Origin of the sequence: Streptomyces sp. NBC_01546 (assembly GCF_045208355.1) — a bacterium.
Lineage (GTDB): Bacteria > Actinomycetota > Actinomycetes > Streptomycetales > Streptomycetaceae > Streptomyces.
The window spans coordinates 645,538-660,579 of the sequence record NZ_CP109379.1 but is presented as its reverse complement, the minus strand read 5'-3'; the positions used below and the strand labels follow the sequence as shown (position 1 = coordinate 660,579).

The window sequence follows — 15,042 nt, the reverse complement described above, 5'->3', positions numbered from 1 at the left end:
CCTCACGACTACTGTGGTGGTTACACGCATCGGCGTACGATTTTCGCAACGCATTCGATTCAGGGGGAATGGAATGGTGCCTCGACCCGCCATTGTCGATCTGCTGGAGCTCAGCCCGGACTTCACGCGCGACCCGTATCCGGTCTACTCGGCCCTCCGGGAGAAGGGCCCCGTGCACCATGTGCGCACCGCGGACGGCGAGGAGATATGGCTGGTCGTCGGTCACGACGCCTGCCGTACGGCCTTCACCGATCCGCGCCTGAGCAGGGACTGGCGCGGATCCGGCGACATGGGTCAGATCATCAACGCCGACCAGGACCACCCGGCGCTCGCGCACATGCTGATGTCCGACCCGCCGGACCACACCCGGCTGCGCCGCCTGGTGGCCCGGGAGTTCACCCCGCGCCGCATCGACGCACTGGCACCGCGCATCCAGCAGGTGACCGATGAACTGCTGGACGCCATGGAAGCGAACGAAGCGCGCCGGACAGACCTGGTGAACGCCTTCGCCTTCCCGCTTCCGATGACCGTCATATGTGAGCTGCTCGGCGTGCCCGAGCTGGACCGCGAGGCGTTCCGCAAGTGGTCCAGCGAAATGGTGGCTCGCACCAGCCCGGAAGCCGAGGCCGCCGCGTACGCACAGATGCCGCAGTACCTGACCGGGCTCATCGAGGCCAAGCGCGCCAACCCGGGCGACGACCTGCTCAGCGCGCTGATCCACGCCGTCGACGACGGCGGCGACCGGCTCTCGCCGAGCGAACTGATCGGCATGAGCGTCCTGTTGCTCATCGCCGGACACGAGACCACGGTCAACATGATCGGCAACGGGATGCGGGCCCTGTTCGCCCACCCCGACCAGCTCGCCGACCTGCGCGGCGACCTCGGTCTTCTCGACGGCGCGATCGAGGAGATGCTCCGCTACGACGGTCCGGTCGAGACCTGTACCGAGCGACTCGCCCTGGAGGACGTGGAGATGGGCGGGGTGGTGATACCGGCGGGCTCGGCCGTCCTGATCGCCATGGCCGACGCGGACCGCGACCCGGCGCGCTTCGAGGATCCGAACCGCTTCGACATCCGCCGGGACGCCCGCGGCCACATCGCCTTCGGGCACGGTCTGCACTACTGCCTCGGTGCGCCCCTGGCCCGGATGGAGGGCCGCATCGCGCTCCGCTCGCTGCTGGAGCGCTTCCCGGAACTCGCGGGTGACGCCGACGAGTCGAAGCTGTCCTGGGTGCCGGGAATGCTGATCAGGGGCGTACGGGAACTGCCCGTGCGCTGGTGACCTGATGCGCCCGGGGCCGGTCCGCCGCGTCGCACGGCGGCGGACCGGCACACCCCCGACCTGGCCGGCGAGGGCGCGTGCTGTCCCTATGACCCGTCAGGCGAGGTAGTACGGACGGTTGTGGGCGGCGACCGGGGCGGACTGGTAGGTCCAGGCCCCGGCCGCGGGCGTGTCGCGGACGAGCCGGAGGAGGTCCTGGCCGACGTCACCGGCCGGATCGTGCACCGTGAGCTGCGAGCATCCGGACGCCGGGCCGCTGAGGTCGTACCAGCGGTAGGGCTGGTAGACGTTCATCGGACCGGCGAGTGCCACACCCTCGGAATCGGTGCCGTACCCGGTGATCGGGGTGTTGTTCGCGGGGACGGACGTGAGCCGGCCCAGGTGGGCGCTGAAGGAGAACAACTCGCCGTCACGGCGGGCGATCCCGCCGTCCGGGGTGGCCTCCGCCGCGTGGCAGTGGACGTCCCAGGTGTCGCCGTCCGGGCCGTTGAGCGAGGGCATCTCCACCTCGAACCAGCCGGGATACTTGGGTTCCGCGTACAGCTTGCGCCCGGCGTCGATGGCCAGCGCGTTGTCGCACAGCACGTGGATACGGGCGATGCCGAGCAGTTTGGTCTGGTCGTACCCCTGGGCGTACTGCTGATAGCCCACCTGCGGGAGCCGATCAGCGGCCGCCGTGGGGTAGGCGACGATGTTGACCTCGATCTCCTGGGTGATGCCCCCGCCGAACTGGTACTGGGCGAAGTACAGCTGGTAGTTCAGCGAGACCAGACACTGTCCGTCGAACTCCGCTGCGGTCAGGGCCGGATGGTGCTTCGCCAGCACCTCCCGCACCGGTTCGGGGTCGACGAGGTAGTCCAGGCCGATGTTGTGGAGCGCCCCGTAGTGGAAGGGCAGTTGGTAGGGAGCGGCGACGGGCGGCAGGGGCAGTGGGGTCACGAGGTGGCTCCGAAGGCTCGGGTGGCGGTCAGGGTGACGGGCCGCTCGCGGTCGGCCAGCTCGGCTTCGATCCGCTCCGCGCTGCGCAGTGCGAGGGCGGCCATGGTCAGGGTCGGGTTGGACGTCGCCACGGACGGCATGCTGCCGCAGCCCACCGCGTACAGGCCGGGGTGGTCCCAGCAGCGCTGCCACTGGTCGACCACCGACGTGTGGGGGCTGCCGCCCATGATGTGGGTGCCGGCGGCGTGGCCGGCGCCCCGGTAGCCGTAGGTCCGGCCCCGGTGTTCGAAGCGGCCGGGCCAGGCGGTGGGCTCGAAGGCGGTGTGGTCCTCGGCGCCCAGCAGTGCGAAGAGCTGGTCGGACAGCGCTTTGGCCGCCGCGATGCCGTCCTTCACATGCGTGGACAGGCCGTAGGTGACCACCGGGCGCGGCAGACCGAGCCGGTCTCGGTGCCGGGGATCGAGGGTGACGCGGTTGGCGGGGTCGGCGCTCTGCTCCATCTCGAACTGCAGCGTGAACTGCCGTCCGATGCGGTCGGCCACCGCCCGGCGCAGCTCGCTTCCCCGCAGCCCGCGCCGCCGGTCCGGTCCCTGCGCACGGGTCAGCTCGGCGATGTCCGTGTCGACGGGCCCCTTGGCCCACACCCAGCCCCAGTTGCCGATCTCGATCCGGAACGGCGCGCGCCGGCGGCGGGCAGGCCCCGCCCGGAACCCTTCAAAACCCGAGGTGGAACCCGGCCCGCGGTACGGGCCCACCCGCTCGGGCAGCAGCCCCCAGGTCAGCAGCACCGGATGGTCCATCAGGTTGCGGCCCACCTGTCCGCTGCGGTTGCCCAGGCCGGACAAGAGCAGCAGCTTGGCGTTCTCGATCGCGTGCGCGGCCAGCACCACCACATCCGCGTGCACGGTGTGCCCGGTCACGGCCTGCGGACCCGGCTGCGGACCCGGCGGCGCACCATCCTGCGCGCGTTCGCCGGTCCGCGGCGGAGCCAGGTATGTGACTCCGGTGGCCCGGCCCCCCGGATCGACGAGGATCCGGCTGACCACGGCCCGGTCCACGAGCGTGACCGAAGGGCCCCAGCCCGCCTGCGTCTTGAGGGGGGTGTACTTGGCGTGCGAGGGGCAGTGGGGGATGCACGTCGCGCTGCCGACGCACCGGCTGTCCGGATCGGGGCGCCCGTGCGCACCGACGGGTTCGTAACCCGCCCCGCCCGCGTACCGGGGATTCGCGATGCCGTTGCGCCCCTGAGGCGTGCCCACCACGCGCAGTTCCACCGGCTCCCCGACGCCGGGCTCCGCGACCCGCCGGCCGTCAAGACGTCCGGCGAGGACGGCGTCGACACGGCTGGGAGGCAGGGCCCGCATGGGAAAGACGTAGCCCTCGGGGAACGGCAGGCCCACCTTCGCGCGCTGCTCGTCCACGTCGGCCGATACCCCGATCGCGAACTCCGCCGCGCGGTAGTACGGCTCGAGGTCCGCGTAGGTCAGGGGCCAGCTGCGGCCGTAGCCGAAGGCCTCGGTGTCGAAGTCCTCGGGCAGCATGCGCGGGGTGAGTCCGGTCCAGATGTTGCCGGTGCCGCCGTTGACCCGTACGTACCCGCTGGCGTACGGGAGCTCGCCGCGCTGGACGAGGTAGCCGTCGGAGCGGTATCCGCCAGCGTCCAGGCCGGTCAGGTCGGTGACCTCGGGCCACGGGGTCGCGTCCGGCATGGGGTAGGGCGACCCGGGCACCTTCGCCGACGCCGTCAGGAACCGTTCCATGGCCTCGCGATGCCCCTGCTCCGGGTCGTCCGCGCGGGCACCTGCCTCCAGTACGAGAACACGGCGGCCGCGCTCGCCCAGTTGGCGGGCGACGAGGGAGCCGGCGATGCCACCACCGACGACGATCACGTCGTACCGGCCCGGCCCGGTCATCGACGCCACCCCGCTCCTTGGGTGCGAACGCCCGCCAGCTCGGCCCAGCTTCCGAAGCCCGGCGCGGAAGTACCCGGTGCGCGGCCGCCGATGGCCCGCCACACCAGGGCGCCGGCGTAGGCCTCGGGCGATACGACGAACGGCCCGCCGGTGCCGGTCGGCCCCGTCCAGCTGCCCGTGTACCAGAGGCGGATCAGAGCCTCCGCCGCCGCCTCGAGTTCCTCCTCGCGCGCGTCGGGCGCCGCGGCCAGCCGCCGGTAGGTGTCGGCACCGAGCTGGTCCAGTACGACGGCCAGGAAGGCGGGAGCCAGACCGCCCTCGCGCAACTCGTCAGAGCCGAACCCGGTCAACTGGCTGGAGAGCCTGAGGAACCCCTCGACCTCGCAGCCCTCGCGCCCCGCATCCCGCCTCGGGTTCTCGCCTGCGTTCACTGACATCCCTTCGCGGACGCGCTGCCGGCCACGACGACCACTGACCACTTCACGGCGAACAGCCCTGCCCTGACGAGAACCGCCCCAAGCGCTCCCACCGTCAGGCGGCCTGAACTCTCCGGCCATCGACCGGAACCACGTTTCATCCGATGAACGGCGGCGAGGGGGGCCCTCGGCCATCCAGGTGAGGGCGAAACGATCCCTTTCGCCGGGGTTGTTCCCAGCGTGCCGCGCATGTCGACAGCATCCCCCTGTCCGGCCCTGCCGCCGGATCACCCACCGTCCACGAAAAATGGAGTCCCTGTGGCAATGACGACCGCAACGTTCGCCGCCGAACTGGAAGCGGCCAACAAGGTCGGCGACCCCGAAGCCGACGAGTTGGTGTCCGGTCTCATCGACAACGGCGAAATCGACGGGGTCAACGCCCTGTTCCGCACGATCGGCACGCTGGGACCGAACCAGGACCTGTCCCAACTTCCGCCCCGTCTAGCCGAGTTCCTGAAGAAGGCGGTGGCTCCGCCGACGGACTGGAGCGAGGCGGACGTCAAGGCCGCCGAGAGCTTCTTCGCCCACCACCACGGCGAGGTCTCGATGCTCCAGGGCACCGTGGGCCTGATCGGCACCTACCTGTCGCCGACGGGCGCGTTCACGCTCCGTTCCACCGGGCGCCTCGGCGGGGTCGAGGGGCCGGGCCGGCGCCTGTCGCAGTCCTCCCGGCTCTTCATCGACATGGGCAACAAGAACGCGATGCGCGACGGATCCCTCGCCTCGACCGTCACCAAGGTCCGCATGGTGCACGCGTCGGTGCGCCAGCTCCACAAGAAGAGCGGAGTGTGGGACTACGCGAAGTGGGGCGAGCCGGTCTCCCAGAAGTACACCACCGGCGCCGCCTGCGTGTTCAGCACGCAGATCCTCCAGGGGATGAAGAACCTCGGCCTCGACGTGTCGAAGAACGACGCGCACGGCTTCATGTGTGCGTGGCACTACGTCAGCCACTACCTCGGCACCCCCGAGAAGTGGCTGCTCCCCAAGAACGCCGACGACGTGGAGGCGCTGTGGAACCAGGAGCGCGACAAGGAGTGGAAGAAGACCGACGACGGCGTCTTCATGACCGAACAAGCCATCGACTTCTACCGCAAGTTCCTGCCGCCCGGCGCTCATGACGCGTACGTCGCGATGGTCCGCACCGCGCTCACCGACAAGTACGCCGACATGGCCGGCCTGAAGAAGAGCGTGCTGGACGCGGCCGGAAAGGTCCTGGCAGGCGGCCACGGCCTGGTCAGCGGCACCGCCGGCGGACTCCTGGGCGGCGCCGCGAAGGAGGCCGTCGGCGTGAACCCGTACAAGGAGATCCTCGGGATCGGGTCGAAGGCGTTCAACGAGGTCGAGCGGTACGCACTGACCCACGACGCGGACGACCAGCCCCAGATGCACCAGGAACTCGACGACAACCGCTGACCCGCGTCGCAGCGGGTCTGGCCGAGGGCGTCCAGGGCGGGGCCCCACCGGTCAGCCCGGCCCTGCCCGCCCGTCCCCGGACTGCCCGGTGATGCGCTCCAGGTCCGTCATGAGCGAGTCCAGCCACGCCGCGGCCCCGTAGTACAGGGTCGTCGCGCCCGGCGGCTCCGCCGCGAATCCGTCGGATTCCGGATCCCGCAGCGGCACCGGCCCCTCCGGGGTGTCGCCGCTCGGGTCCAGGCGCGCCGACACCAGCAGCATCCGTCCGGCCACCCGGTCCCCGAGCCGGGTCACCGTTGCCGCAGGCTCCCGTCCCAGGGGCGGTACGTCGACCCGCTCGGGCGGTGCCAGCAGCCGGACCGCCCCCCACAGCGTGTGGTGGCCGGCCATCAGTGTCGCCTGCCAGTCCTGCCCGGCGGAGGTCACGGCCGGTTCCTTCGGCTCGGACTGGAACTGCGCGTACGCCGACTCCGCCAGGATCACGGCGTGCTGCAGCGAGCGGTGTCCCGGCGCGGCGAGCACGGGGTTGCGCACCCCGCCCGCCGCGAGCTGGGCGGTCGTGGCCACCACGGCCTCCGCCGCGCTGCGCAGCATCACCGCCACCGAGCGCCGCAGCTCGTCCTGCGCGCCGCGGGGCCAGGCGAGAAGCCCGAACACGGCGCCGATCGCACTGCCGGTCAGCACGTCCAGCAACCGGACCTCGGCCAGCTGCCAGGTCGCGGGCGCCAGCTGAGCGAACACCAGGGCGACCACCAGTGTGAACATCGCCTGGGCCCAGCCCACCCCTTTGACCGGACCCAGCGTGAAGGCGACCAGCATCAGCGGCGGCAGCGCCGCCGCGTACACCGTGGTGTCGGTCCCCACCAGCGCCAGCAGCCCGGCCACGATCAGGGCGCCGATCAGGGTCCCAGTCAGCGCCACCCGCACGGTCGACCGGGTCTCCCGTACGGTCGTCCGGGTCAGGGTCAGGGTCGCCAGCAGCACCCAGAACCCGTGCGGCAGCGAGTCCGCCCCCGCGATCACCCGGGCCGCCGCCAGCGCCAGACTGATCCGCACCGCGTTCTGGAAGAACACCGAACGACCGCCGGCGTGCCCCTCCAGCCGCCGCCACCACAGCTGTGGTGCGGGCGTGCTCGCGTACCAGAACCGCCCCGGCGCCGCCCGCGGCGCGCCCGCCCGGCCCCGTACCGCGATCCATGCGGCCGTCGACATCGCCAGCGCGGCGTCGGCCGCCTCCAGCACCGCCACGTGTCGGCGCAGCACCGCCGGGGAGGCGTCGGCGGCCGGGCCTGCCGCCAGGGCCGAGCGGGCCCGCAGCAGCTCCGCGTGCGCGTCCCCGGCGGGGGCCCGGCCGCGCAGCAGGACTGCCGTCTCCTCCGCCGCGTCCCGTACCGCGCGCAGCGCGTCCAGCCCCGCCCGGCTCGGATCGGGGCCCGCGGGGACCGGCGGCAGCAGTGGCAGCCTGCTCAGCAGGGTGCGGAGGGACAGGCCGGTGTGGGTCAGTGCCCGGTCCCGTACGCTCGCCCCGGCCGGCCGTTCGGCCTCCGGAACCAGCGAGGACCGCAGCCCTGTACTCGCCTCCCGCGCCTCCCGCAAGGTTCCGTCGGACAGCGTGCAGGACGCACTGGTCAGCTCGTCGGCGCACCGCTGCGCGCTGTCGGCGGCGCGCGCGGCCAGCTCCCGGTAAGGCACGGTCGGCGGATCGGGCAGCAGGAGTGCCTCCGCGACGACGAGGAGCGCGAGGCCCGTCGTCGCGCCCGCCAGCCGCTCGCCGAGCGAACCGGGATCGTACGGCGGGAAGGACGGCAGGATGTACATCAGCTGCAGCCCCGGAGCGGCTCCCGCCGGGCGCGGCCCGCCCACGGCGGTGAAGGCCAGCGCGAAGCCGACCACCAGCATCCCGAGGGCCGCGCTCCAGGTCCGTACGGCCAGATAGGTGCCGATCGTGATCAGTACCCAGCAGGCGGGCACCAGCCGCAGCAGCATCGCGGCGCGCTGTCGGCCGGTACCGGGGATGCGCGACAGGCCCGCCATGGCCACGGCGGCGAACACCGCGTAGGTCGCCGCGACGGCCGACCCGAAGCCGTACAGGAACAGGTAGAAGCCGGCACTGCCGGCCAGCGTGACCCGGACCGACCGACGCGCCGCCGCCCGGTAGGCGGCGGGCAGCCGCACCCTGGGAACGCCAGCCATGCAACCAGCATCCCCCGGCACCGGCCGCCCGGCACGCGGCGGCCCGCCCGGCCCTGCACGAGAGAGAAGGAATCCCATGCCGCACATCCCGCACACGGATCTTTCCGTTGTCGAAGCGGACGCCCGAGCCTGGTTCGACGGGTACGTGACCACCTTCATCGGCCTCGCGGCCGCCGGCCGCACCGACCCGGCGCCGCTGCTCGACTACTTCGCCGTACCCATCACCATGACCACCGATGGCGCCCACACGGTGCTCACCTCCGGCGCCGCGCTCGTCGCCGGACTCACCCACGAGCTGCAAACGCTGCGGGAGGCCGACTACGGAGGCAGCGAGGCACTCGACCTCGAAGTCCGTGCCCTGAACGAGCGGTCCGCGCTCATCGAGGTGACCTGGGCGCGCAGCGACGGCAGCGGGCGCGAGTTCCAGAGGGTACGCGTGCTGTACCTCGCCGCCAGGACGGACGACGGGTGGCGGACGACCGCGTCGGCGATCCTCTCCCTCTGACCCCGGGCGGCGCTCCACCCGGGTGCTCACGAGGAACCGGTCCGTGCTCCCGTCCGTGCTCTGGAACGGAACGTGGCGGGCTCGTGGTCGGTGTGCAATCGGCGGAAGGAGTCGCCGAGATGGTGCTGGAGCCGGCTGTGGCGGAACTGGTAGACCGCACCGGTCCGGCGCAGTACTCCCCGTCGGTAGGCGTCGTCGAGGAAGGCGACCGTGTCCCAGGGCAGCTTGCCGGTCAAGGGCAGCCAGACGCGGGTGAGGATCACCCACTGGCCCCACGCGGTGAAGGCCAGGGCGTAGGAGAACGCGCCGCCCAGGCCGCCCACCGCTCCGATGAAGAACCCGTCCAGCAGCTTCCAGCTCAGGGGTCCGACGATGTTTTGCATCAGGGCGACGAAGAGGAGGCCGCCGAGCGCGATCGCGAGGGTGACAGCCGGCACGAGCACGAGGACCTGCCGGCTCACCGTCGCACGGTTGGCGGACAGCAGGCCGGCCGGGGTGGCCGCGGAGGCGATGTCCAGGGGCGCCTCGAGCACGGCCAGGAGCCCGTAGGCCAGTCCGGCAGCAGAGCCGAAGATCAGCCCGTAGCCCAGCACGTTGATGAGCGTGCCCTCGATCAGCGTGCCGCTGGTCAGCGGGATCTGGTTGTACAGCACGCGTTCCAGAGTGGTGGCGCACGCGCATCCGGCGCCCATCACGAATCCGCCCAGCAGCCCGGCCACGAACCGGGAGGTGAAGGTGCGCATCGGCCCGCGGCCGACGTGGGTGCGGATATCGGTTGCGGGCAGTCGCAGGCGCAGTCGCAGCTGCACACGGGCCGGTTTGAAGGCCGTTGTGCCGAACCTCTGCATGAGTCCGTACACACACCCGAAGGCCAGGCCCGCGATGGGCCCCATCAGGGCTCCGTCGACGAGGACCTTGCCGAATGCCGCGGCGATGCCGCCCCCGAGGTAGTGGACGAACAGGCCGACGCACCACTCGGCCACGGTGATGGACAGCGTGCAGGTCAGCGCGACGGCGATGACGCGCGTCGAGGGACGCAGCGAGTCGCCGATCCGCCACCAGGCGAGATCCTGCCGATCGAGGTCGTTGAGCCGGGCCAGGTGGTGGGCGAGGTAGCCGAGCCAGCGGTGGACCTGTTCGGGATCGCGGTCGGGCTGCCGGCGGGGGTGGCCGCCGGTGGACCGCACGGGGGCGCGGCGCCGGTAGACCGTCGGCACGAAGCTGGCCAGCAGGTGCTCTTCGAGGGAGTGTTCGGTGGGGAAGCGGGTGGTGTCCAGCAGGTCCGCCGGATCGATGTCCGAGGCTTCGCTGTAGATCGTCCGGGCCAGGATGACCATCAGGGGGGTACTGAGGACCCTCGCGAGGTTCCTGCCCGCCGGAGTGTCCTGGGTGCGCAGCGCCTCCAGGACGACATCCCACACATTGGCGTACCGCTCCTCCCGGCCGCTTCTCCGGCTGCTTCCCCGGGAGTTGACGGGCCTGGAGGTACGGGGCAGGTAGTCCGTGAGGTCTCCGGGGGTGAGGTCGACGAGTTCGACACCGGCGGCCCAGACCAGCGGGGTGCCCGCCTTGCGGACCACCTTGTCGAACTCCTCCCGGCGGCTGGTCAGTACGAGCGGTATCGAGGTGCTGTTGAGCGCCTCGAGCGCGTCGGGCCGCAGGCCTTCCGCGATCTCGTCGAAACCGTCCAGCACCGGCAGCACCAGGTTCGCGTCGACCAGCGCGGCGGCCAGCGTCGAGCCGCCGGGGACCCGCTCGACGAGATGGGGGTGGTCGCGGAGCAGCAGGCCGATCAACCAGTCGTGCAAGGCGGTCGTCGTCGGGTCCCAGGATCCGAGGCTGAAGATCACCGGAATCGGGTGCCCCGCCTCGGCAGCGGCCGGAGCCGGGGTGGCCAGGAGGTCCAGGACGAACCGGATGGTCAGGATCGACTTGCCCGAGCCGGCCCGCCCGAGGACCACCAGCCGGCCGGACGGGATCCGCCGGTAGACGTCGGCCACGCTGTGCAGATCACCGTTCAGGTCGATGGGGCCCGCAGTGGCCCCCGGTGGAAGCCGCCGAACGTTCTCCGGACGATCCGTCAGTACTTCGGGTGCATCCTGCCACCGCACCGGCAAGGGAAACGGATCGTGGACCCGGCGCTGTTCCTCTTCGATCTGCCAGCGACGAGTGATCTCGTTCGCCAACTCCTCCGCCGCGCGGGCGAGGGCGCCCGGAATCCGCCGGGATGGGGAGGCAGCCCCGGAAGCCGATGCGGAGACGGGTTCGGGCTCGGGTTCGGAAACCGGCTCGGGCGAGGTTTTCGCGAGTGCGGCCGCCAGCCGCAGGCGCTCCTCCGGCCCTGCCCCCAGAGCGTCGGCGATCTGGTTCACCGTTCCCAGCCGGTGATCGGTGGACGTGCCGGTCTCCAGCCTGCGGATGGTGCGCACGCCCAACTTCGACCGCTCCGCCACCTGTTCCTGTGTCAGCCCCGCCTGCTTGCGGAGCGTGCGTAACAGCGTGCCGAGCTGATCCGCCACTTCGGCGCCCTCTCTGCCTGCGGGTAGGGCCGACGGCGAGCCTATCGTGACGACCGGTCATATGTGGCCGGTGTCCTGGCCTGTTCGTCTGAGCAGCAGGAACCGCAGCATCGGTGGTGCCCGGTCATCACCCGGGCGGTGGCCGCGGCGACGCACGCCGCGAACCCGATCCGCATGAGGAGTCGACATGGCGTACCGCCACTGGTGCGGCGAGTGCAGTTACAAGACGGCGTGGCTCAGCGAGTCACAGAGCGAGGAACAGCAGATCCAGCACTACGCCAAGCAGCACCCCGGAGTTCCCCCGGGCGGCAGCGTGGAGGTCAACAAGAGCGACCCGAGCGGCGGCCTCGGATGTCTGCCGATGCTGGGAATCCTGGTCGTTCTGCTGATCCTCGCGGCGTCCTGCCAGCGCTGAACCACACCACGCCCGGGGCTTCCTGGTCCTGGTGCTCCGCAGGGACAACCGGAAGGAAAACTTCATGAAGAACAAGGGGCGTACGCCGCTGGCGCTGGCCGCTGTCGCACTCGCGACAGTGGGTCTGACGGGATGCGGCGGCATCGAAGGCAAGATCGGCAACTACGACCGCGTGCCGGTCTGGGAGAACGCGGACCCGAAGGGACGGCAGCCGATCGCCAGCCTCACCATCCTGACACCGGTGACGGTCGAGTGCCACGAGCCCGGCAAGGTGGATGCCCAGGGAATGGGCTACGGCGGGAGCTACAAGGTCTCCTACGACGGCGGGTCGGGATACATCGACGACAGCACATCGATCATGAGCGACGGCGGAGAGGTCTCCCCCGAGCGCGTGCCCGAGTGCTAGTCGCAGCTCCGTGTCCGGGGGAGACGCAGGTCACATCTGCGGCTGTCACATAGTGGCGGGCTGTCCTGTCAGAGGTGTGTCACCACCGACAACGACAGAGGAGGCAGCCACCATGGGTGCTCGTTTGAACGTCCTCGGCAGCCAGACGGCCGGCAAGTTCCTGAAGCACATCATCGCGGCGGGCCAAGTGGTCGCGGCTTCGCCGCTGCCCGCCGCGACGCAGGAGCTGGTGAAGATCCGCGCGAGTCAGATCAACGGCTGCGGGTTCTGCACGGACATGCATGTCAAGGAGGCCGTCGTCGCCGGTGAGACGTCGGCGCGTCTTCACCTGGTCGCGGTGTGGCGGGAGGCCACGGTCTTCACCGAGGCCGAGCGCGCCGCGCTCGAGCTGACCGAGCAGGGCACCCGCATAGCGGACGCGGCCGGTGGGGTCCCGGACGAGGTCTGGGAGAAGGCGGCCAAGCACTACGACGAGGAGCAGCTCACCGCACTGGTGTCGCTGATCGCCCTCATCAACGCCTTCAACCGGGTGAACGTCATCGTCCAGCAGCCCGCCGGCGACTACCAGCCCGGCCAGTTCGGGTAGTCGGATCTGCCAATTCCGGTGCCTGCCTGGCTCTTTGCTGCGCTGTCCTATCATCAGTTCGATTTCCGCCGGCCCTGTCGCCACAGGGCCGGCGGGAAACGATTCTTGATGAGAGGGCAACGAACACTTGCGATTGACAGGCAAGCACCGGAAATCCATCGTTGCCGCGGCAGCGGTGGCGGCGATCGTGGGAGGTCTGCAACTCCCCTCGAGCGCTTTCGGCACCGAGGACACAGGCGACAACCCGCCGGAGGCCGCGAGTTCGCAGCCGACACCGTCGGCCGATGAGGCACCCGACTCCCACGCGGAGGACTCCGCCGCCTACAGCAGCGACAGCACGGTCTTCAAGGACGGCGTCATGTCGCTCGGCGCACAGGCGTCACAACCCGCGACGAGGTCGGCCGCGGCCGCCGCACTCGCGGCGCCCCAGGGCGACGGGTGGAAGCTGAGCGGTGCCACCAAGTGGCTGCAGACCGGCTACACGATCAAGTTCTACGACCAGAAGTCCGCGGACTGGCTGGCTCCGTACGTGCAGGCATCCGCCGCGGACCTGCGGCGCATCACGAACCTGCCGGTCACCGTCGACACGAAGCCGGTCGGCTGGAACTACGCCAGGCCCAAGGGTGAAGTGGTCATCGGGGTCCTGCACCGCCCGTGCGTCCCGCCCGCCGAAGGCGGCAGCATGGGCAACACGGGCTGGAAGGTGGTCCACGACGGTTCGGGCAGCGCGAACCTCAGCTGCGGCTTCACCAGTTCCTCCGTGGCCGCGACCGTCACCAGCGGACACGCCTACATCGACGACGAGTTCTTCACCACGGCCGGCAAGCCGACCGCCGCCATGGGCGAGACGTACATGCGCAACCACGTCAGCCACGAGCTCGGACACACCCTGGGCCTGGCGCACGCCAACCGCAGCCTGAACAAGAGCGACTGCGTCAAGGGGACCGACTCCGGCCAGTTCCCGGTCATGTGCTCACCCACGTACGCCTACCAGGACAAGCGGGCGGGCACGTACGTCCAGCAGTTCGACGTGCAGGGCCTGCGTCTCCTCGCGGCCGGCGCCGGCGCCGTGCCGTCCCCGCAGGGCAAGGTGACCGGAATCGGCGCCAAGTGCCTTGACGTCAAGGGCGGAAAGGCGGTCAACGGCACGCAGATCCAGCTCTACACGTGCAACGGTTCCGCGGCGCAGTCGTGGATCCTGGGCAAGGACGGCACGTTCCGCGCGTTCGGCAAGTGCCTGGACAACGCGCGCAACGCGAGCACCAACGGCAACAAGATCAGCCTCTACGACTGCAACGGCTCCGCCGCGCAGCGCTGGTCCGTCAACGCCAAGGGTCAGATCGTCCACGTGGCGTCGGGCAAGGTCCTCGACGTGACCGGCGGCGCGACCGCCAACGGCACCGTGGTCCAGCTCTACACGGCGAACACGAACAAGCGCCAGGTCTGGGTCACCCCGAAGTAGCCCCGGCCTCCACCCCGTCCCCGTGCGCCGTGCCAGACGGTGCGGCGCACGGGGAACCGGACGTGTCAGTCGGTGGCGCCGGGCTGTTCGCCGAGCAGCCGTGTGCGGAACAGGTCGAGGACCGTGTCCAGCGCCTGCCGTGTGGGATGCCCGGGCTCGTCGACGAGATGCTCGGTCAGCACGGAATGCGGTGCGAAAACGCCCTCGGGGTTCGCCGTGCTGTCATCCAGCTCGATCGCGACGAACGCGTCGCCGAGCTCGCGCCGCAGGTGCGCGAACCGTTCCCCGGGTACCAGCCGGTCGCCCCGGAACCGCAGCCCCAGGACCTGGAGTCCCTCGCGCTCGCAGCGCGCGCGGACGACCGCGAGGTCCCCGGGGCTGATGTCCACGGCGCCGGCACGGCTCGCGGTGCAGGGCAGCGGTAGCGAAGGCTGGGACAGCACCGGGGCGAGGAGACGTTTGTCCGTCGCCATGGCCAGGGCGAATCCGCCGGTCAGGCACATGCCGACGGCGCCGACTCCGGGGCCGCCGCAGCGCTCGTGTTCCTCGGCGGCCAGCGCGCGCAGCCACTGCACGACCCGCGAACTCCGCCCCGTGGCCAGCAGGGTGAACTCCCGGCTCACGCACACCCGCCAGAGCGACGAGGCCATGTAGCGTCCGGTGCTCGGCCAGCCGCGGGCGGCGGGGTTCGCGTCACGGCCCGGTGTGCCGAAGAGCACCGGCAGCACGGCCGTACAGCCGGACGCCGCCACGTGCTCGGCGAACTCGATGACCTTGGGGGTGATGCCCGGGATCTCCGCCATGATGATCACCGCAGGGCCCGTCCCCCGGCGCAGCACCTGGCGGGAGGCGCCGTCGTGGGTGAACGTGCTCTGTCTGAAGCCGGTCAGTTCGTGGTCTGCCACGGGCTTGTATCCTCCCTCAACTCGCCTG

General features: G+C 70.9%; 13 protein-coding genes. 7 read left to right on the top strand and 6 right to left on the bottom strand.

Features of this window, described 5'->3' with window-relative positions:
* Positions 1-73 precede the first annotated feature (73 nt).
* On the top strand, positions 74-1,282 hold the full coding sequence (locus OHA89_RS03440) for a cytochrome P450 (protein WP_406365177.1): 1,209 nt from the start codon (positions 74-76) through the stop codon (positions 1,280-1,282).
* A 96-nt stretch (positions 1,283-1,378) separates the two neighbouring features.
* On the opposite strand, the gene OHA89_RS03435 is transcribed toward OHA89_RS03440, so the two are convergent.
* From OHA89_RS03435 to OHA89_RS03425, 3 genes are read right to left on the bottom strand one after another with little or no spacing between them, the layout of a single operon-like run.
* On the bottom strand, positions 1,379-2,221 hold the full coding sequence (locus OHA89_RS03435) for a hypothetical protein (RefSeq protein ID WP_266612757.1): 843 nt from the start codon (positions 2,219-2,221) through the stop codon (positions 1,379-1,381).
* Entirely contained in the window at positions 2,218-4,134 is a 1,917-nt protein-coding gene (locus tag OHA89_RS03430; RefSeq protein WP_406368368.1) for a GMC family oxidoreductase, read from the bottom strand. The genes OHA89_RS03435 and OHA89_RS03430 overlap by 4 nt, the downstream gene beginning before the upstream one ends.
* Positions 4,131-4,565 carry a hypothetical protein gene (locus OHA89_RS03425; RefSeq protein WP_406365176.1) on the bottom strand — a complete coding sequence of 145 codons (435 nt, stop codon included), beginning with the start codon at positions 4,563-4,565 and terminating at the stop codon, positions 4,131-4,133. The genes OHA89_RS03430 and OHA89_RS03425 overlap by 4 nt, the downstream gene beginning before the upstream one ends.
* A 309-nt stretch (positions 4,566-4,874) precedes the next feature.
* On the opposite strand from OHA89_RS03425, the gene OHA89_RS03420 reads away from it, so the two are divergent.
* Entirely contained in the window at positions 4,875-6,023 is a 1,149-nt protein-coding gene (locus OHA89_RS03420; protein ID WP_406365175.1) for an oxygenase MpaB family protein, read from the top strand.
* A gap of 51 nt (positions 6,024-6,074) precedes the next feature.
* Here OHA89_RS03420 and OHA89_RS03415 read toward each other — a convergent pair whose 3' ends face one another.
* Positions 6,075-8,216 (bottom strand): FUSC family protein, encoded by a 2,142-nt coding sequence (locus OHA89_RS03415; protein WP_266612752.1) that lies wholly within the window; start codon positions 8,214-8,216, stop codon positions 6,075-6,077.
* 76 nt (positions 8,217-8,292) lie between these two features.
* On the opposite strand from OHA89_RS03415, the gene OHA89_RS03410 reads away from it, so the two are divergent.
* Positions 8,293-8,721, top strand: a complete 429-nt coding sequence (locus tag OHA89_RS03410) for a hypothetical protein (protein WP_266612750.1) — start codon at positions 8,293-8,295, stop codon at positions 8,719-8,721.
* Positions 8,722-8,747: 26 nt separating this feature from the next.
* On the opposite strand, the gene OHA89_RS03405 is transcribed toward OHA89_RS03410, so the two are convergent.
* Complete coding sequence (locus OHA89_RS03405) at positions 8,748-11,240, bottom strand: helix-turn-helix domain-containing protein (protein ID WP_406365174.1); 2,493 nt, start codon at positions 11,238-11,240, stop codon at positions 8,748-8,750.
* 187 nt (positions 11,241-11,427) lie between these two features.
* Here OHA89_RS03405 and OHA89_RS03400 point away from each other — a divergent pair, with 187 nt between their 5' ends.
* The 4 genes from OHA89_RS03400 to OHA89_RS03385 all read left to right on the top strand — a co-directional run bounded on the left by OHA89_RS03400 (position 11,428) and on the right by OHA89_RS03385 (position 14,109).
* Complete coding sequence (locus OHA89_RS03400; RefSeq protein WP_215141053.1) at positions 11,428-11,655, top strand: hypothetical protein; 228 nt, start codon at positions 11,428-11,430, stop codon at positions 11,653-11,655.
* Between the two features lie 64 nt (positions 11,656-11,719).
* A complete protein-coding gene (locus OHA89_RS03395) occupies positions 11,720-12,061 on the top strand; it encodes a hypothetical protein (RefSeq protein ID WP_266612745.1) in 342 nt (113 codons plus the stop codon).
* 112 nt (positions 12,062-12,173) lie between these two features.
* Positions 12,174-12,647, top strand: a complete 474-nt coding sequence (locus OHA89_RS03390) for a carboxymuconolactone decarboxylase family protein (protein ID WP_215141051.1) — start codon at positions 12,174-12,176, stop codon at positions 12,645-12,647.
* A gap of 187 nt (positions 12,648-12,834) precedes the next feature.
* Positions 12,835-14,109, top strand: coding sequence for a ricin-type beta-trefoil lectin domain protein (locus tag OHA89_RS03385; protein WP_406365172.1), 1,275 nt, complete (start codon positions 12,835-12,837; stop codon positions 14,107-14,109).
* 65 nt (positions 14,110-14,174) lie between these two features.
* Here OHA89_RS03385 and OHA89_RS03380 read toward each other — a convergent pair whose 3' ends face one another.
* Positions 14,175-15,014 carry a dienelactone hydrolase family protein gene (locus tag OHA89_RS03380; RefSeq protein WP_406365171.1) on the bottom strand — a complete coding sequence of 280 codons (840 nt, stop codon included), beginning with the start codon at positions 15,012-15,014 and terminating at the stop codon, positions 14,175-14,177.
* Positions 15,015-15,042: the final 28 nt, after the last annotated feature.